Raw genomic sequence first — 17,825 nt, 5'->3', positions numbered from 1 at the left:
CGCCCAGGAAGTCCGATGCTGCGCTGTCAGGAGGTCAGCCTCCGGCGAAGGGCGGCAGCACGTCGACGAGCTCGTCGGCGCCGAGCGGGGTGTCGTCGGCGACCCGTGAGCCGCCGACCAGCACGGCGCAGCGGGGAAGGATACCGCCGAGACCTGGATAGGCGGCCGACACGGCCTCGCGCAGCGCGCCGAGCGTGGACTCGGACCGGCGCTCGGTGTCGAGCCCGGTGGCCTCCTGGGCAGCGGCGAAGTAGCGGACGACGGCCATCAGACCTCCCACTCGTTGGCCATGGCGGTGATGACCGCCACCGCGGCCGCGATGTCTTCGGGGGAGCCACCCGCGCGGCCGGCGACGAGACCGGCGGCGAACGCGCTGAACGGCGCCGCGGGTCGGGCGACGCCCAGCGCGACGTCGCGCGCCAGGTCGAGGATCAGCGCCACCGGGAGCTCCTCGGGCGAGAGGTCGAACCGCTCGCGCAGCGCGTCGGCCCACGCATCGAGCGCTTCGGGCGGAAGGGTGCGGGACTGCTCGCTCATGACGGCTCCTCCTGGGCATGCGCGGCCCTTCGTCGGGCCTCTTTCAGATCCTCCCACGTGTCGACGTCGCGGGTCAGGTCGTCGGGTGCGGTCACGACGGTGATCGCCAGATCATCGAGCAGCGCGCGCATGGGCGCGTCACGGCCGCCGAGGGGAAGAACGGATGCTGCGTCCCGCAGAGCACGCGTGCGATACGCCCCGATCAGCCACTGGGGCCGGCTCGACGCATCGGCCAGGCAGACGCCGTCGCTGTCGGAAGGCAGGAGCCGGATGTCGTCGACGAGGCGCCGCACGGCGGCGACGACGCCGGGGAGGTCGCATGCGAGCAGGAGCGTCCACGTCGGGTCGTCCTCATCCGCCCAGGAGGCGAGGGCGGCGACGACGGCCGCGGCGGGGCCTGAGAACGGCGGCTCTTCGCGCACCCACGCCACGGGCAGCGTCTCGTCGAGGACGGGTGCCACCACGGTGATCGGCCGGGCGGCAGCATCCGTCACCGCCGACACGGCCGCCGACAGCAGCGTGCGTCCGCCCACGTCGAACAGGGGCTTCGCCGCCCCGTCGACGCGCGAGGCGCGACCGCCGGCCAGCAGGATCGCACCGAGATCGCCCGGAGCCGGCGTCATGCCTCGCCCGGGCGGTGCCAGTCGCCGCTCTTGCCACCGGTCTTGGTCACGATCCGCACGTTCTCGATCGAGGTGCCCTTGTCGAGGCCCTTCACCATGTCGACGACAGCGAGGGCGGCGACCGAGACCGCGGTGAGAGCTTCCATCTCGACACCGGTGCGGTCGGCCGTGCGGACCGTCGCCTCGATGCGCACGCCGTCGTCGTCGATGGCTAGGTCGACGGTGGCGCCGTGCACACCGATCACGTGGGCGAGGGGCAGCAGCTCGGGTGTGCGCTTGGCGGCCTGGATGCCCGAGATGCGGGCGACGGCGAGCACGTCACCCTTCGGCACCGAGCCGTCGCGCAGCGCCGCCACGACGTCTGGCGCGCAGCGCACGAACCCGCGTGCCGTGGCGGAGCGGACCGTGGGCTGCTTGAGGGTCACATCGACCATGCGGGCATTGCCCGCGTCGTCGAGGTGAGTGAACGTCGGCTGCTCGGTGCTCATGAGATCAGCATGACATCGACGAGATCACCGGCCGCGACGGCGTCGACCTCCGCCGGCACCACTGCGTACGCCTCGGCCCTACCCAATCCGCCGGCGAGGTGCGATCCGCCGGTGGTCGCAGGGATCACTCGCCACCCCCGCGGGTCGGCGCGGTCGATGGTGACCGGAAGATACTGGCGCCGGCCGGGAGGCGTGCGCCAGCCGGACGCAGCGCGCAGCGTGAGCACGGGGCGATCCAGCGCCTGACGCCCCTGCATGCGCAGCAGCGCCGGGCGCACGAACACCTCGAACGACACCGCGGCGCTGACGGGGTTGCCGGGCAGACCGAACAGCAGCGTGCCCGAGGGAAGGCGGCCGAGACCCTGCGGCTTGCCCGGCTGCATCGCGATCTTGGAGAACGTCATCGTGCCGGCGAGTGTCGTCTTGACGACCTCGTAGGCACCTGCGCTCACGCCGCCCGAGAACACGACCACATCGGCGCATCGCGGCGACCGCGGATCGGTGACCTCGGCCAAGAGGGTGTCGAGCTCGCCGGGCTCGTCGGGAACGCTCGCGCGGCGCACCACCTCCGCGCCCGCGTCGGCGGCCAGGGCCGCCAGCAGCACGCTGTTCGACTCGGGGATCTGGCCCCTGCGCAGCGGCGCGCCGGGCTCGACCAGTTCGCTGCCCGTCGAGACGACGGCCACGCGCGGGCGCCGCGATACCACGACGTCCGCGACGCCGGATGCCGCGACCGCCGCGACCTGGAGAGCACCGAGCACGATGCCGGCGGGCAGCACCTCCTCTCCGGCACGGGCGTCCTCGCCGGCGCGCCGGATGTGCGCGCCGAGGGCGCGCGGCGCGCGCAGGACCGAGATCGACCCGAGCGAGTCGGCGAGACCGCCGGCCGTGTCTTCGAACGGCACGATGGCGTCCGCGTCGGAGGGCACCGGTGACCCCGTCATGATGCGCGCGGTGTCACGGGGCGCGAGGCGGGGGTCGGCGGCAGTGCCGGCGGGGAGGTCGGCGACGACCCGCAGCGTCGCAGGGGTGTCGGGGGTGGCATCGGCCACGTCCGCGTAGCGCACCGCGAAGCCGTCCATCGCGGAGTTGTCGAAGACGGGGATGTCGACGGCCGCCTGCACGGGTTCGCTCAGCGTGCGGCCGTGGGCATCGGCGAGAGGCACCCGTTCGCCGGACAGCGGCGCGGCGTCGGCCAGCACGTCGGCGAGGTGCTCCTCGACCGTACGCAGTCCGCTCACGCGTGCACCGTCCTGATGTCGCGGTTCCACGCGTCGATGCCCCCGGCGAGGACGGATGCCTCGACCCCGGCGCCGCGCAGAGCCACCGCCGCGCGCTGCGCGCGCATACCCACCTGACATACGACGACCACCGTGCGGGCCTCGACCCGCGACGGATCGGCGAGCACCTCGCCCAGCGGCAGCAGCACCGAGCCCGGGATCACGCCCCGCTCGGTCTCGAAGGGCTCACGCACGTCGAGGAGCACGCTTCCCGCGCGCTGCGCGGCCAGAGCTTCGGCGGCGGAAAGCTGCGGGATCGCGGGCGTCTGTCCAAGCCGGGGTGCCGTGGGCACGTCCACAGGCGCAGGGTGCGTCGCATCCGTCGCGCGGTCCGTCGCCGGACGCAGAGGAAGCTCATCTGTCCGCCCCCGCAGCGCGTCGACCACGAGCACCCGTCCGAGCAGCGGTTCGCCCACACCGGTGATGAGCTTCACGGCCTCGGTCGCCAGAATCGACCCGACCTGCAGGCACAGCGCCCCGAGCACCCCCACCTGAGCGCACGACGGCGCCTCACGTCCTGCCTCCGGCGGATACAGGTCCGCGAGCCGCACGGGCGTCGCGCCGGCGGGCGGCGCCGACCAGAAGACCGTGGCCTGCGCGTGGAACTCCTGCACGACACCCCACACGAGCGGTACGCCGAGCCGGTCGCACGCGGCGGCGACGGCCTCGCGGGTCTCGAACGTGTCGGTGCCGTCGACCACGACGTGCGCGCCGGCGAGGAGAGCCGCGGCGTTTTCGGGAGTGAGCAGCGCCCGCACCGGTCGCACCACCGTCGTCGGCGAGAGGTCGGCGGCGATGCGCACCGCCGAGTCGACCTTGGGCGCCCCCACATCGCTCACGCGGTGCATGACCTGCCGCTGGAGATTGGATGCCTCGACCCGGTCGTCGTCGATGACGGTGAGGGTGCCGACCCCCGCGGCAGCGAGTGCGACCACGACAGGAGAGCCGAGGCCGCCCGCCCCCACGACGGCGACGTGCGCGGCGGCGAGACGGCGCTGGGCGATCTCGCCGAAGCCCGCGAGCACCCGGTGGCGGGCGGTGCGCGTGCGTTCGGCGTCGGTCAGCTCGGCGACCGGTTCGACGAGCGGGGGAAAAGCCATGCCCTCAGGCTAGCCGCGCCCGTGTGCGTGCAGGCCGTTCATGCGGCAGCTCCGAGCGGTCCATCGGCGGGTGGCCCCCGTTCCGGCTGTTGTCAAGTGCCCTCCCACTTCGCACTCGCGCGGAATATCGTTCCCGAACAGACGACGGGAGCATCACATGAGCGGTCACCGCGACGAGCCGACCACGAACGCCGAGAGCACGGCGGCAGCCGGCGATGACGGGGGAGTGATCCCCCGTCTGAACCCCGACGACACCAACCCCGCGAGCGACCTCAAGACGGACGTCATCAGGGACGTCGAACGGGAGCACACCTTCACCAGCGACGTCGTGGGCCCGCGCCGCGACGAGATCTCGGACGAGGACTCCGACCTGGAGGAGCGTTCCTGACCTCTGTGCACGGCGGGAAGCCACCGGCACCACTGTGCTCCGCGCCCGGTCGGCGAGCAGCATCGCGTGCGAGGTATCCGCTACTGCGGTGATGATCACCGGAATCATCCTCAGATGCGGTGATAGCGTACCGATATGGCCGGCTACAAGATCTCGGAGGCCGCGCGCCTGCTCGGGGTGAGCGACGACACCGTCCGGCGGTGGGTCGACGCCGGCGCGCTGCCGACCACCGGGGCGTCGCCGATAGAGATCCCCGGGGACGCGCTCGCCGCGCACGCGGTGGAACTGGCCGCGACGCCGAAGGATCCCGCCGACGTACTGTCGAGCGCCCGCAACCGGTTCGTCGGGCTCGTCACGCGCGTGCAGGTCGACGGCATCATGGCGCAGGTCGACATCCAGTCCGGACCGCACCGCGTGGTCTCGCTCATGTCGAGCGAGGCGGTGCGCGACCTCGGCCTCGAGCCGGGCTCCCTCGCCGTCGCCGTGGTGAAGGCCACGAATGTCATCGTCGAAACCCCGAAAGCCTGACGTGCCGCGCTCCCGGCTCCCGCGTACCGCCGTGGTCCTGGCCTCCGTGGCCCTGCTGGTCACCGGCTGCGCGACCGGGGCAGACCGGGCTCCGGCCGCGACGCCCGCTCCGGCGACGTCGGCAGGGCCAGAGCTCGCCGGAGGCCTCACGGTGTACGCGGCGGCGTCGCTGAAGGCGGCGTTCGATGAGCTGGCGACGGAGTTCGAGGCGCAGCATCCGTCCGTCGCGGTCCACCCGATCACGTACGACGGCTCGTCGACGCTCGCGACCCAGATCATCGAAGGGGCCCCCGTCGACGTGTTCGCGTCGGCCGACGAGGAGAACATGCAGAAGGTCGTCGGCGAAGGCCTCGCCACCGACCCGCAGCTGTTCGCCACCAACACGCTCGTGCTCGTGGTGCCCGCGGGCGATCCCGGCGGCGTCGAGACGCTCGCCGACCTCGCGAAGACCGACCTCACCGTGGTGCTGTGCGCCGCCGAGGTGCCGTGCGGCGCGGCGTCGGCGACACTGCTGTCGAACGCGGGGGTCACCGCGAGCGTCGACAGCTACGAGCAGAACGTGACGGCGGTGCTCACGAAGGTGGCGGCCGGCGAAGCGGACGCGGGACTCGTCTACGTGACGGACGCGGCGACCAGGGACGATGTCGACACGATCGAGGTCGACGGTGCCGAGGACGTCGTGAACCGCTACCCGATCGTGGCCCTGTCTGATGGGGCGGGTGCCGAGGTCGCCGACGCGTTCGTCGCGTTCGTGCTCGGCGACGAAGGGCAGAAGGTTCTGGCGGCCATGGGCTTCGGGGCGCCGTGACCACCACAGCGGCACGCGTGCCCGCACGCGAAGAGCGCGCGGGGTTCGTGCCGCGCGTGCTCGCCGTGCCCGCGCTGATCGGGCTCGCGCTGCTCGTGCTGCCGCTCGGTGCGCTCGTCCTGCGGGTGGAGTGGGGGACGCTGTGGACCGACGTCACCTCACCGGAGGCGCTGTCGGCGCTGGGCCTCTCGCTCGCGACCGGCGCGGCGGCCACGGCGGTGTGCGTCGTGCTCGGGGTGCCGCTGGCGCTCCTCATCGCGCGCAGCACCGTGCGGACGGCCGCCGTGCTGCGGGCCGTGGTCACGGTGCCGCTCGTGCTGCCGCCCATGGTCGGCGGTGTGGCGATGCTGTTCCTCTTCGGCCGGACGAGCTGGCTGGGCGGCATCCTCGCGGAGTGGGGCATCCGCATCCCGTTCACGACGAGCGCCGTCGTGATGGCGCAGACCTTCGTCGCGCTGCCGTTCCTCGTGCTCGCACTCGAGGGCGCGCTGCGCGCGACCGGCGTCGGTTTCGAACAGGCGGCGGCGGGGCTCGGCGCGGGGCGCTGGACGATCCTCGCCCGCGTCACACTCCCGCTCGCCGCCCCGGGACTCGTCGCCGGCATCGTGCTCTGCTTCGCCCGCGCCATCGGCGAGTTCGGGGCGACCGCACTGTTCGCGGGCAACGCGCCGGGCGTGACGCAGACCATGCCGCTCGCGATCTACACGGCGTTCAACGGCGCCGGCGTCTCGCAGGGCACGGCGGTCGCGCTGTCGCTGCTGCTGCTCGTGACCGCCGTCGGAGTGCTGCTGCTCGTGCGCGCGTGGCGGGCCGAGGCGCCGCGATGAGCTCGGCGGTGTCGCAAGGGCGGACGGATGCCGAATCCGGCGCCGCAGCGGGCCTCGACGCCCGCGTGGTGGTGCGACGCGGCGGGTTCGCCCTCGACGCGGTGCTGCAGGTTCCCGCGGGGACGGTCGTCGCACTGATGGGACCGAGCGGGGCCGGCAAGTCGACGCTGCTCGGGGTGCTCGCCGGGCTGACCGGGTTCGACGAGGGGCACGTGCGGCTGAACGGGCGCGCGCTGGATGTGTCTCCGGCTCGTCGCACGCCCCCCGCGTCGCGCGGGGTGGTGCTCCTCGGGCAGGACCCGCGCCTGTTCCCGCACCTCAGCGCGCTCGACAACGTGGCGTTCGGGCTCCGCGTGCACGGAGCAGCGAAGGCCGCCGCCGCAGACGGAGCCGCCCAGTGGCTGCGTCGCGTCGGACTCGAGGGCATGGGTGGGCGCCGGCCGGCGCACCTGTCGGGGGGCCAGCAGCAGAGAGTCGCGCTCGCGCGTGCGCTCGCGACCACGCCCGCCGCGATCCTGCTCGACGAGCCGCTGACGTCCCTCGACACAGAGACGGCCGGCGACGTGCGCGCGCTCCTGCACCAGCAGCTCGCGGCCACTGGCACCACCGCGGTCGTCGCGACCCACGACGCGGTCGACGCCGTTGCGCTGGCCAGCCGCCTCGCGGTGCTCGAGGACGGCCGTGTCACGCAGTCGGGTCCCGTGCGGGAGGTGCTCGCGTTCCCGGCCACCCGGTTCGCCGCGGCGGTCGCGGGTCTGAACCGGGTGGAAGGGCGGGCGGATGCCCACGCGTGGCGCGCAGCGAGCCTCGTGCTTCCGGTGCCGCAGGGGACGCGGCATCCGTCCGCCGCCGTGTTCCGTCCGAGCGACGTGCGGGTCGTCGACGGGACGCCGCGGGGTGCGGGGGAGTGGACCGCGCGCATCGTGCGGCTCGAGCAGACGCCCGCGGGTGTGCGTGTGCGCACCGCCGACCCCGACGTCGCCGTGGATGTCGCCGCCGAGCGTGCGGCGGGGCTGGCGCCCGGGGATCGGATCACGCTCCGGGTGGACCCGGCCGACGTGCGGTTCGTGGACGCCCCCGTCGGTGCGCAGTCGTAGACTCGGCCGGTGATGCGAATCCGCCCCTTCCGTCCGGGTGATGAGCCCGCCCTCGCCGAGATCTGCCTCAAGACGGCGGACGCCGGCGCCGACGCGACCGGCCTGCTCGACGACGACGATCTCTGGGCGGAGATCTTCGTGCTCCCGTATGCCGCGCGTCACCCCGAGTTCGCGTTCGTCGTCGAGACCGACGACGACCGCGTGGTGGGCTACGTCGTCGGTGCGCCGGACTCAGCCGCGTTCGAGGACTGGTTCCAGACCGAGTGGTGGCCGCGGTTCGCCGAGCGCTGGCCCAGACCGCAGGGCGATCCGCTGCCGGTGAGCGCCTCGCGCCAGGACGGCATCGTGCGCTACGCCTACGCACGCCGCGGTGGTGCGCAGCCGTTCGGCGACGAATACCCCGCGCACCTGCACATCGACCTGCTGCCCGAGACCCAGGGGCAGGGGCTCGGCCGCCGTCTCATCGAGACGCTGGAGAACGCCCTGCGCGAGGCGGGCGTGCCGGGTCTGCATCTCGTGGCGTCGTCCGAGAACACCGGCGCCATCGCGTTCTACCCGCGGGTGGGATTCGCGCCGCTGCCGTCGCCGGAGGGCACACAGGTCTTCGCCACGCGGCTCTGACCCGACGGCCGCCGGCATGCGGCGCCCCAGTCGGCGCAGAACCCGGCAGGATCGCGGCGCGACGGCCGATACGCGCGCTCGGGAGCTGCTTCGGGCCGGCCTCTTGACGCTTCGCGGCCCGGAAGTCAACCCTGTGCCGTCGTCCGACCCCTCCCATAGTCTGCGGACGTGGACGATGTCTCGGCGCCGACCGGTCGCGAGCCGGCCCTGCAGGCGCAGCCCCGTGCGGACGCCTCCGCGCCGCGCGCCCTCGTCCTGGGGGCGACCGGCTACATCGGCGGCCGCCTGGTGCCGCGACTGCTGAATGCGGGGTACCAGGTGCGCGTGCTGGCGCGCGATCCGGCGCGGGCGGCCGCGCTGCCCTGGGGCGAGCGGGTCGAGATCGTCGGCGGCGACGCCACCGACGCGGCATCCGTCGCCGCAGCGGTGCGCGATGTGGACGTGCTCTACTACCTCGTCCACTCGATGTCGGGCGGCACGACGTTCGCCGACGCCGACCGCCGCGCCGCCCAGACCGTCGCGCGTGCGGCGGCCGCAGCATCCGTGGGTCGCATCGTCTATCTCGGGGGCCTGCACCCCGACGGGGTGACGCTGTCGCCGCACCTGAGATCGCGCGTCGAGGTCGGCGAGACGTTCCTGGCCAGTGGCGTGCCGACGATCGTGCTGCAGGCGGGCGTCGTGATCGGGTCGGGGTCGGCATCGTTCGAGATGGTGCGCCACCTCACCGAGGTGCTGCCGTACATGCCGGCGCCGAAGTGGGTGCGCAACCGCATCCAGCCGATCGCCGTGCGGGACGTGCTGCACTATCTGCTCGGCGCCGCGCGGCTGCCCGCCGACGTGAACACGGCCGTCGACATCGGGGGGCCCGACGTGCTGCGCTACGGGCAGATGATGAACGGGTACGCGGTCGAGGCGGGCCTGCGACAGCGGCCGATCGCGGCGCTGCCGGTGCTCACCCCGCGGCTCGCCTCCCACTGGGTCAATCTCGTCACGCCGATTCCTCGATCGATCGCGCGTCCGCTCGTGGAGTCGCTGCAGAACGAGTGCATCGTCAAGGATCACGCGGTCGACGACCTGATCCCGCCGCCGGAAGGCGGCCTGACGCCGTATCGGATGGCCGTGCGGCTGGCGCTCGGCCGCGTCGAGGCCGACGCGATCGAGACGAGCTGGCAGGATGCCGAGGTGCTCGGGGCGCCGAGCGACCCGCTGCCGAACGATCCCGACTGGGCCGGACGCGTCGTGTTCACCGACGTGCGCACCGCGCACACCCCGGCCTCTCCCGCGGCTCTGTGGGCCGTCATCGTGGGGATCGGCGGCGAGAACGGGTGGTATTCGTCACCGGTGCTGTGGGCAGTGCGCGGGTGGATGGACCGTCTCGTCGGCGGCATCGGGCTCGCCAGGGGCCGCCGCAGCCGCGACCGTCTCGCGGTGGGCGACGCGCTCGACTTCTGGCGTGTCGAGGCGCTGGAACCGGGTCGGATGCTGCGCCTGCGCGCCGAGATGAAGGTGCCGGGTCTCGCGTGGCTCGAGCTGCAGGCGTCGCCCGACGGCGACAGCGGCGGATCGCGTTACGACCAGCGTGCCGTGTTCTTCCCGCGCGGGCTCGCGGGGCGCCTGTACTGGCTCGCCGTGCTGCCGTTCCACGGGTTCATCTTCGCCGGCATGGCGCGGCGGATCACCGCGACCGCCGAGGCCGTGGTGGCGGAGCCGGCGCGGGCGGCTCCGCCGGTGTCGTCCTGACGCGGGTCAGCCGTCGAGGAGCGGTGCGCCCGACACCAGCCGCTCGAGCACCGAGCCCACCGGCACGTCGTCGTACTTGTAGCTGAGCTTCTGCACGATCGAGGCGCCCGCGATGAAGCGGAGCGGTTCGGGACCCCACGGCTGCATCATGCCGAGTTGCAGAAGGTGGCTCGCGGCGCTCGACAGCGTGGGCGCAGCATCCCACTGCCCGTGGAACTCGGGCACGAGATCGAGGAGCACCTCGAAGATGCGGTGGTACAGGAAGTAGTCGGGGATGCCGTCGCCGTGATCCCACCACGCCGCGAGCGCGAGCCGCTGCAGGCGGATCAGCGGTGTGCCCGGCACAGCGGCGATGAACCAGTTGCCGATCTGGCGATGGGTCCAGCGCGGATACAGCGCGCCCGCGGTGAGGAGGGGAGCCACGGCGCCCGGCAACGGCGCCGGTGCCCAGCAGGTCGCGTCGACCCAGATGCCGCCCAGCCGGTCGAGCACGCTGATGCGCACGAAGTCGGAGAAGTGCGCGGGGTGGTCCTTCTCGAGGGCGTCGGCGACCGCATCCGGGATCTCCACCAGCTCCCTCGCCGACCGGCCGTCCAGCACGGTCAGCGGCGTCGGCAGGTCGGCGTGCAGGCGCGTCATCTCACCCACGCATGCCTGCACCAAGGGCGGCGCGCCCTCGAGGGGCGTGTTCCAGAACGTGTAGAGGTTCAGCGTCGACGCATCGACCCGGGCGCCGTCGCGTTCGGCGATGAGGTGGCCGTCCCGGCGGGAGCCGGGCTGCTCGGGAAGCCCCGCCGCCACACGCAGCTCGGGCAACCGGGGCCGCAGGAAGTCGGTGAACGTGCGGTAGGCGGCGATGGCGGCGACGGGATCGACGGTGTCGCGGAACCTGTCCGCACGTCGCAGCTGCGCCTCGAGCCCTTCGAGCGGGTTCGGGAAGACGTCGCTCACGGCGCGAGCCCCTGCGCCGGGGACGGTGCGGGCCCCGACCGCGCGAGCAGGCGCCCGTCTTCGATGCGCACGACGCGGTCGACGAGACCGTCGGGCACCGTGACGTGAGAGATCAGCACCACTGCCTGGTCGTCCCCCACCGCACCCAGCAGGTCGGCGAGCAGGCGATCCGAGCCTTCCGGGTCGACACCCGCGGTCGGTTCGTCGAGCACGAGCACCGGGAAGCCCCGCAGCAGCGCCCGGGCCAGTGCGATGCGCTGCGCCTGGCCGCCCGACACCAGAGCGCCGCGCTCGCCGACGCGCGCGTCCAGACCGCCCCGCGCGCGCAGCCACGGGCCGAGGCCGACGCGGTCGAGTGCCGCCTCGAGCTCGGCATCGGTCGCCGTGTCGCGGGCGAACAGGAGGTTCTGCCTGATGTCCTCGTCGAAGAGCATCGGATGCTGCTCGCACAGGCCGACGGTGAGCCGGACGTCGTCGGGCGAGAGCTCATGCACCGAGCGCGGGCCGACGTCGTAGCCGCCCTCGGTCTCGAGGAACCGCACGAGCGCGTGCGCGAGTGTGCTCTTGCCCGCACCGCTCGAGCCGATCACGAGCACCCGCTCGCCGGGCCGGATGGCGAGGTCGACGTCGCGTAGGGCGGGCTCGGCGGCGCCGGGCCACCGTACCGTCGCCGCGTGCAACCGGATGCCGTCGCCGAGCGCCGGGGCGTCGCCGGTGGGCTCGATGGTCTCGCGGGCGAGCTCGGCGGGCGGGGCGGCCGGCAGCGAGTCGGCGATGCGCTCAGCCGACGCGCGCACCTGGCGCCACGCGGACGCCGCCATCGGCACGGACGCGAACACCTCGAAGACCGCCATCGGCACGAGCACGACGACCGCGAGCGACGGGCCGGTCAGCGAACCGGATGCCGCACCCGGCGCGGCGACCAGCACGGCGGCGATCGACGCGGCGCCTGCGAGGAGCGACACCAGCGCTGCGGTGCCGGCTTGCGCCGCGGAACGACGCACCACAGCGTGGCGGAGGTCGGCGTCGGAGCGCGCGATGCGCTTCCTGCTCTGCGCCTCGGCGCCGAACGCCGTGAGCACGTCGAGGCTGCCGATGTGGTCGAGCACCGCGTCGGCGAGGCGGGCGCGCAGCGGCGCGATGGCCCGCTCGGCGCGGGCCCCCGACGCCCATCCCCAGAGCGTCGCGATCGCCGCCGCGACCAGCAGGCAGGCGAGCAGGGTCAGGGCGGCGGGCCACCACACGAACGCCACCAGCACCACCGCGCCGAGGGCCACCAGCGCGGACGAGACGAGCGGCTGCACGACCCGCAGCGGGAGGTTCTGCAGTTCGTCGACGTCGTCGACGAGCGCCCCGAGCACCGAGCCGCGGCGCGTGCGCGCCAGGCCGTCCGGTGCCAGGGGAACGAGCCTGCGCACGAGATCCGCGCGCGTCGAAGCGAGCTGCCGCAAGGCGGCATCGTGGCCGGTGAGCCGCTCGAGGTAGCGGAAGGAGGCACGCGAGATCGCGAAGAACCGCACGCCCACGACCGCGGCCGACAGATACAGCACCGGCGGCTGCTCGCTCGCGCGCACGATGAGCCACGCGCTGACGGCGAGCAGCGCGACCGCGGATGCCTCCGACGCGAACCCGGCCGCGAGAGCCCACCAGAACCGCCGGGCGGGCGGCATAGCGCCGCGCAGCACCGCACCCGGTGTCGTGGCCGTCGCGGTCATGCGAGCACCTCGCTCGGCTCGAGCCGCACGACGTGATCGGCGATGGCGCGGGCAGACGTGCGGTGCGAGATGAGCAGCACGGTTGCGCCCTCGTCGGCGAGGAGACGGATGCCGCGCCACAACCGCCCTTCCGTTTCGGGATCGAGCGCCGAGCTCGGTTCGTCGAGCGCGATCACCGGGGCGTTGCCACGCAGGTGCCGGTAGAACGCGCGGGCGACCGCGACGCGCTGAGCCTGGCCGCCGGACAGACCCGCGCCCTGCACTCCGAGCTCGAGCGACAGGGCGAGCGCATCGGCGCAGGCGAGATCGAGCGCGCGTTGCGCGGTCGGGGCATCGGGTGCCGGATCGCCGAGGGTGACGTTGTCGCCGATGCTGCCGGTCAGGAGCCCCGGGTGCTGACCCGCCCACGCGAGCCAGTCCGACGGCTTCAGGGCGCGCACGCCGGTGCCGCCCCACGCAGCGTCCCCCTCGAACGCGGCAGCGCCTCGCAGAGCGGCGAAGAGACTTGACTTGCCGGCCCCGCTCGGCCCCTCGAGGAGGGTGACGGTGCCCGGATCGGCCGTCAGATCGACGGGCGGCAGCATCCGTTCTCCGCGCCGCACGCGCACACCGTCGAGCACGAGCCTCTCTTGCTCGCCTGTCGCAATCTGCCGCCCGCGGCGACCACCCGCGACAGGTGAGGGGGGAAAGGCGGGGGCTGCCGCCGCGTCCCGCGCGGCGTCGAGAACGTCGAACACGTCGTCGGTCGCGGCGACGCCCTCGGCCGCGGCATGGAACTGCACGCCGACCTGGCGCAGCGGCAGGTACGCCTCGGGGGCCAGCAACAGCACGAACAGCCCGACCGCCAGCGTGAGCGATCCGTCGATGAGCCGGAATCCGATCGATACCGCGACGATCGCCACGGCGATCGACGCGAGGAACTCGAGCGCGAACCCCGACAGGAACGAGACCCGCAGGACGCGCATCGTCTCGCGGCGGTATTCGCCGGTGACCCGTTCGATGGATGCCGCGGCCCGGTGCTGCCGGCCGAACACCTTGAGCGTCGACAGCCCTTGCACGGTGTCGGCGAACCGCGTGGCGAGGCGCTGGAGCGTGCGCCACTGCCGCTGCTGCACCGAGCGCGTCGCCAGGCCGATGAGCACCATGAAGAGGGGGATGAGCGGGAGCGTGAGCAGCACGGTCAGTCCGGAGATCCAGTCCTGCCACCACATCACGGCGAGGATCAGCGGCGTCGCCACGACCGTCTGCACGAGCTGCGGCAGGTACCGGCCGAAGTACGCCTCGAGGGCGTCGAGGCCGCGACCCGCGGTCACCGCGAGCGCGGCCGTGTTGCCGGTGCCGAGCCACTCCGGACCGAGCACGCCGACCGCCTCGACCAGTGCGGCGCGCAGCTGCCCCTGCACTTGCGCGCCCGCGCGGGCGGCGACCGCTTCGCGTGCCCAGAGCAGCACGGCGCGGAGAACGATCACGACCGCGAGGGCACCGAGGGCCGGTGAGAGCTCGGACCACGGCGTCCCGTCGATCGCTCCCGTGATCGCGCGCGTCAGAAGCCAGGCGAACGCGACGATCACCGCGGTCTGCGCCGCCGCGATCGCGGCGATCGCGACGAAGAAGCCGCGAGAGGCGCTCGCGTATCTCAGCAGCCGCGGATCGACGGGCTTGCCGTTCACGCGAGGCGGGGCATCCGTCTCACTCATTCCACCTCGACCCTACCCATCCCTCGGTCCGTCGCCGTCCACGCGGCGAGCGGTACTGTGCGTCGCACCGCGCAGAGGGGCTGAGCTACGACGAGATCCCGCGTGCCGGTCATGTCGGCCACGCGCTCACCGGCGGGTGGATGAGGGTTTCACCGTGGATCACCCGGTTCTCGGCCTCTCGGCGCAATGACGCAGGGGTGACGGATGCTGCGTCCCGCGGCATCCGTCACCCCGCTGTCTCAGTGCGCCGGTGCCGCAGCCGCCTTCTCGATGCGGGAGCGCGTGACGCGCTTGCGGAAGACCCAGTACGTCCAGCCCTGGTACGCCAGCACCAGCGGAAGGAAGATCAGGGCCGCCCACGACATGATCGTCAGCGTGTAGTCGGTGCTCGACGCGTTCTCGATCGTGAGTGAGCCGGCGGGGTCGCCCGTCGACGGCATCACGTACGGGAACAGAGCGAACCACACCGCGAGCACCGCCGTGACGATCGTGAAGGCGCCGAAGCCGAACGCCCAGCCCTCGCGCCCGCGGGCGTTCGAGATCCACGAGGCGATGAGGAGCACCGCCGCCGCCACCGACAGGATCGCCGTGACCACCGCGAAGTCGCGGCCCTCGGAGAACGCCATGCCCACCGTCCACACCAGGAATGCCGCAGCCACGACGATCGTGAGCAGGCCCGCCCGCCCGGCCAGGCGACGGGCGTCGGCGGCCACCTGGCCGTCGGTCTTCAGCGCGACGAAGTACACGCCGTGAGTGAAGAACAGCAGGAGCGTGGTCAGCCCGCCGAGGAGGCCGTAGGGGTTGAGAAGGGTCAGGAGCGAGCCGGTGAACTCGTGGTCCGCATCGAGCGGCACACCCTGCACGATGTTGGCGACGGCGACGCCCCACAGCAGCGCAGGGACGGCCGAGCCCACGACGATCATCGTGTCGAAGCCCTTCTTCCACCGCAGGGAGTCGCGCTGGTGGCGGTACTCGAACGAGACGCCGCGGAGGATCAGCGCGAGCAGGATCAGCAGCAGCGCGAGGTAGAAGCCGCTGAACAGCGTCGCGTACCACTCGGGGAACGCGGCGAACAGGCACGCGCCGGCGACGATGACCCAGGTCTCGTTGAGGTCCCAGACGGGCCCGATGGTGTTGATGACCTGGCGGCGGCTGATGTCGTTCCTGCCCAGGAACGGCAGCGACATGCCGACGCCGAAGTCGAACCCGTCGAGCACGAAGTAGCCGACGAAGAGGAAGCCGACGATCCAGAACCAGAGGTAGGCGAGATCCATGATGTGCTCCAGCAGCCCTTAGTAGACCGTCGTCGGGGTGTCTTCGACCGCCAGGTCGCGCGCATCCGGCGCCCCTGGCTCGGGAAGGGGTTCGGGGCCCTTCTGGGTCGTCTTCAGGATGAGGCCGAACTCGACCACCGCGAGTGCCGCGTAGATGAGGGTGAACGCGGTGAGGGAGATGAGCACCGTCCATCCGGGCACCGACGGCGACACCCCGTCTTCGGTGAGCATGAGGCTGAACACGATCCAGGGCTGACGGCCCATCTCGGTGAAGACCCAGCCCACGAGGATCGCGAGCAGGGAGGCGGGCCATGCCCAGATCGCGAGGCGCCACGCCCATGCGGGGACCTCGCGCTTGGCCTTCTTGCGCGTGAGCCAGAGACCGACGACCGCGACGAGTGCGGCGACGCCGCCGAGACCGATCATCCAGCGGAACGACCAGTACGTGACCCACAGGATCGGCGCGAAGTTGCCGTCCACCTGGTCGGCGAACTGCGGGAACAGCTCGGTCGTGTAGAGGTTGTTGAGGTCGTTGATGCCCTCGACGCAGCCGTCGAACGAGTGCGTCGACAACAGCGCCAGCAGGTATGGCACGCGGATCGAGAAGAGCTCGCTGGTGCCGTCGGGCGTGCCGAGCGTGAAGACCGAGAACGACGCATCCGCTCCGCACGCGCTGTCGAACATCGCCTCGGCGGCAGCCATCTTCATCGGCTGCGTCGCCACCATGACGAGGCTGAGCTGGTCGCCCGAGAGCGCCACACCCGCGAAGGCGGCGATCAGGCCCCACAGCCCGAACTTCAGCGACGAGCGCATCATCTCGACGTTCTGCCTGCGCAGCAGGTGCCAGGCCGAGATCGAGACGATCACGCCGGCGGTCATCATGAACGCCGCGAAAAGGGTGTGGGGGAGTGCCGCCAGGGCGACGGGATTCGTCAGCACCGCGAAGAAGTCGGTCATCTCGGCGCGCGAGCCGTCCTCGGCCATCTTGAAGCCGACCGGGTTCTGCATGAACGCGTTCGCGGCGAGGATGAAGTACGCCGAGAACCACGCGCCGATGGTCGCGATCCAGATGCTCGCGAGATGAAGCGCCTTGGGCAGCTTGTCCCAGCCGAAGATCCACAGGCCGATGAAGGTCGCCTCGAAGAAGAACGCCATCAGTCCCTCGAAGGCGAGCGGAGCCCCGAACACGTCGCCGACGAACCGCGAGTAGGACGACCAGTTCATGCCGAACTGGAACTCCTGCACGATGCCCGTGACGACGCCCATCGCGAAGTTGATCAGGAAGATCTTCCCGAAGAACCTCGTGAGGTGCAGCCACTTGACGTTGCCGGTGCGGAACCACGCGGTCTGGAAGATCGCGACCGTCAGCGCCATGCCCAGCGTGAGGGGGACGAAGAGGAAGTGGTACAGCGTCGTGAGGCCGAACTGCCAGCGTGCCAGCAGCAGAGGGTCCAGCAGATCCACGATGCGATTCTCCGATCGTTCCGGACTGTGTCTGATCACCGTAGCATGTGGTCAGACCACATGGGAGACGTCGCCGCAGCGGGCGCCCGGTGCCCCCAGATTTCCAGGAATGCGGGGCGGACGCGAGAGTGAGCGCCGTGAATAATGCGGTCGCACCGGCGCCCGCCGCCCGTGGCGCGACTACCCTCGGAAGCATGGCGAGCCGGGCACAGCGATCGGAGCCGGGCGCGTGACCGCGATCCCGGTGGCGATCGGGCGTCGGATGCCTGTTGCGGCGGCGTCCGTTGATGGCGGTGCGGTGCCGATGGGCGATCCGCTCGTGGATACGTATGGGCGGGTGCATCGGGATCTGCGGATTTCGTTGACGGATCGGTGTTCGTTGCGGTGCACGTATTGCATGCCGGAGCAGGGCAATGAGTGGTTGGCGAAGTCGAGCATTCTGACGGTGGATGAGATCGTGCGGATTGCCCGGGTGGCGGCGGCGGACGGGATCACCACGTTCCGGTTGACCGGTGGGGAGCCGTTGCTGCGGGCGGACATCGTGGAGGTGGTGCGCCGGCTGGCGGCGGTCACTGGCGCGGACGGGCGTGCGGTTCAGGTTGCGATGACCACGAACGGGATCCGGTTGCCGCAGTTGCTGCCGGCTTTGGTGGAGGCGGGGCTTGACCGGTTGAACATCTCGATCGA

General features: G+C 72.2%; 19 protein-coding genes. 8 read left to right on the top strand and 11 right to left on the bottom strand.

From position 1 onward, the window contains the following. Positions 1–34: 34 nt before the first annotated feature. The 6 genes from JNB61_RS15580 to JNB61_RS15555 are packed head-to-tail and all read right to left on the bottom strand — an operon-like array spanning position 35 to position 4,028. Positions 35–268 (bottom strand): MoaD/ThiS family protein, encoded by a 234-nt coding sequence (locus tag JNB61_RS15580; protein WP_159842432.1) that lies wholly within the window; start codon positions 266–268, stop codon positions 35–37. Then, positions 268–537, bottom strand: a complete 270-nt coding sequence (locus JNB61_RS15575) for a DUF6457 domain-containing protein (RefSeq protein WP_220340206.1) — start codon at positions 535–537, stop codon at positions 268–270. Before JNB61_RS15575 ends, JNB61_RS15580 begins: the two co-directional genes overlap by 1 nt. After that, complete coding sequence (gene mobA / locus JNB61_RS15570) at positions 534–1,160, bottom strand: molybdenum cofactor guanylyltransferase (protein ID WP_220340204.1); 627 nt, start codon at positions 1,158–1,160, stop codon at positions 534–536. The genes JNB61_RS15575 and mobA overlap by 4 nt, the downstream gene beginning before the upstream one ends. Then, complete coding sequence (gene moaC / locus JNB61_RS15565) at positions 1,157–1,648, bottom strand: cyclic pyranopterin monophosphate synthase MoaC (protein WP_220340203.1); 492 nt, start codon at positions 1,646–1,648, stop codon at positions 1,157–1,159. The genes mobA and moaC overlap by 4 nt, the downstream gene beginning before the upstream one ends. Then, positions 1,645–2,889 (bottom strand): molybdopterin molybdotransferase MoeA, encoded by a 1,245-nt coding sequence (locus JNB61_RS15560; protein WP_220340202.1) that lies wholly within the window; start codon positions 2,887–2,889, stop codon positions 1,645–1,647. The genes moaC and JNB61_RS15560 overlap by 4 nt, the downstream gene beginning before the upstream one ends. Beyond that, positions 2,886–4,028 carry a ThiF family adenylyltransferase gene (locus tag JNB61_RS15555; protein WP_220340201.1) on the bottom strand — a complete coding sequence of 381 codons (1,143 nt, stop codon included), beginning with the start codon at positions 4,026–4,028 and terminating at the stop codon, positions 2,886–2,888. Before JNB61_RS15555 ends, JNB61_RS15560 begins: the two co-directional genes overlap by 4 nt. Positions 4,029–4,185: 157 nt before the next feature. On the opposite strand from JNB61_RS15555, the gene JNB61_RS15550 reads away from it, so the two are divergent. The 7 genes from JNB61_RS15550 (at position 4,186) to JNB61_RS15520 (ending at position 10,037) form a co-directional block, all read left to right on the top strand. Continuing rightward, the gene (locus JNB61_RS15550; RefSeq protein WP_220290639.1) at positions 4,186–4,416 is read left to right on the top strand and encodes a hypothetical protein; all 231 of its coding nucleotides are present in this window, start codon (positions 4,186–4,188) and stop codon (positions 4,414–4,416) included. 135 nt (positions 4,417–4,551) lie between these two features. After that, entirely contained in the window at positions 4,552–4,944 is a 393-nt protein-coding gene (locus JNB61_RS15545; protein WP_220340200.1) for a TOBE domain-containing protein, read from the top strand. Next, positions 4,916–5,752: a molybdate ABC transporter substrate-binding protein gene (modA, locus tag JNB61_RS15540; RefSeq protein ID WP_220340199.1), complete on the top strand. Its 837-nt coding sequence runs from the start codon at positions 4,916–4,918 to the stop codon at positions 5,750–5,752. Before JNB61_RS15545 ends, modA begins: the two co-directional genes overlap by 29 nt. Then, positions 5,749–6,579, top strand: coding sequence for an ABC transporter permease (locus JNB61_RS15535; RefSeq protein ID WP_308291280.1), 831 nt, complete (start codon positions 5,749–5,751; stop codon positions 6,577–6,579). The genes modA and JNB61_RS15535 overlap by 4 nt, the downstream gene beginning before the upstream one ends. After that, positions 6,576–7,676, top strand: a complete 1,101-nt coding sequence (locus JNB61_RS15530; RefSeq protein ID WP_220290634.1) for a sulfate/molybdate ABC transporter ATP-binding protein — start codon at positions 6,576–6,578, stop codon at positions 7,674–7,676. Before JNB61_RS15535 ends, JNB61_RS15530 begins: the two co-directional genes overlap by 4 nt. Positions 7,677–7,685: 9 nt before the next feature. Next, positions 7,686–8,297: a GNAT family N-acetyltransferase gene (locus JNB61_RS15525; RefSeq protein WP_220290632.1), complete on the top strand. Its 612-nt coding sequence runs from the start codon at positions 7,686–7,688 to the stop codon at positions 8,295–8,297. Between the two features lie 168 nt (positions 8,298–8,465). Further along, complete coding sequence (locus JNB61_RS15520; RefSeq protein ID WP_220340198.1) at positions 8,466–10,037, top strand: SDR family oxidoreductase; 1,572 nt, start codon at positions 8,466–8,468, stop codon at positions 10,035–10,037. Positions 10,038–10,043: 6 nt separating this feature from the next. Here the strand turns inward: JNB61_RS15520 and JNB61_RS15515 are convergent, their stop codons facing one another. The 5 genes from JNB61_RS15515 to JNB61_RS15495 all read right to left on the bottom strand — a co-directional run bounded on the left by JNB61_RS15515 (position 10,044) and on the right by JNB61_RS15495 (position 17,138). Then, on the bottom strand, positions 10,044–10,988 hold the full coding sequence (locus JNB61_RS15515) for a capsular polysaccharide synthesis protein (RefSeq protein WP_220290629.1): 945 nt from the start codon (positions 10,986–10,988) through the stop codon (positions 10,044–10,046). Next, entirely contained in the window at positions 10,985–12,703 is a 1,719-nt protein-coding gene (gene cydC, locus JNB61_RS15510) for a thiol reductant ABC exporter subunit CydC (protein WP_220340197.1), read from the bottom strand. Before cydC ends, JNB61_RS15515 begins: the two co-directional genes overlap by 4 nt. After that, positions 12,700–14,400, bottom strand: coding sequence for a thiol reductant ABC exporter subunit CydD (cydD, locus tag JNB61_RS15505; protein WP_220340196.1), 1,701 nt, complete (start codon positions 14,398–14,400; stop codon positions 12,700–12,702). Before cydD ends, cydC begins: the two co-directional genes overlap by 4 nt. A gap of 239 nt (positions 14,401–14,639) precedes the next feature. Further along, on the bottom strand, positions 14,640–15,674 hold the full coding sequence (cydB, locus tag JNB61_RS15500) for a cytochrome d ubiquinol oxidase subunit II (protein ID WP_220340195.1): 1,035 nt from the start codon (positions 15,672–15,674) through the stop codon (positions 14,640–14,642). Between the two features lie 18 nt (positions 15,675–15,692). Then, positions 15,693–17,138, bottom strand: coding sequence for a cytochrome ubiquinol oxidase subunit I (locus tag JNB61_RS15495; RefSeq protein WP_220340194.1), 1,446 nt, complete (start codon positions 17,136–17,138; stop codon positions 15,693–15,695). Positions 17,139–17,400: 262 nt separating this feature from the next. On the opposite strand from JNB61_RS15495, the gene JNB61_RS15490 reads away from it, so the two are divergent. Next, on the top strand, positions 17,401–17,825 hold a 425-nt coding region (locus JNB61_RS15490; RefSeq protein WP_220340293.1), incomplete at its 3' end, for a radical SAM protein.

It is taken from the genome of Microbacterium ureisolvens (assembly GCF_019511645.1).
In the GTDB taxonomy this organism is placed as follows: Bacteria; Actinomycetota; Actinomycetes; order Actinomycetales; family Microbacteriaceae; genus Microbacterium; species Microbacterium ureisolvens_A.
Note: the sequence above shows the minus strand (reverse complement) of the source record. Positions and strands in the feature narration are given on the sequence as shown.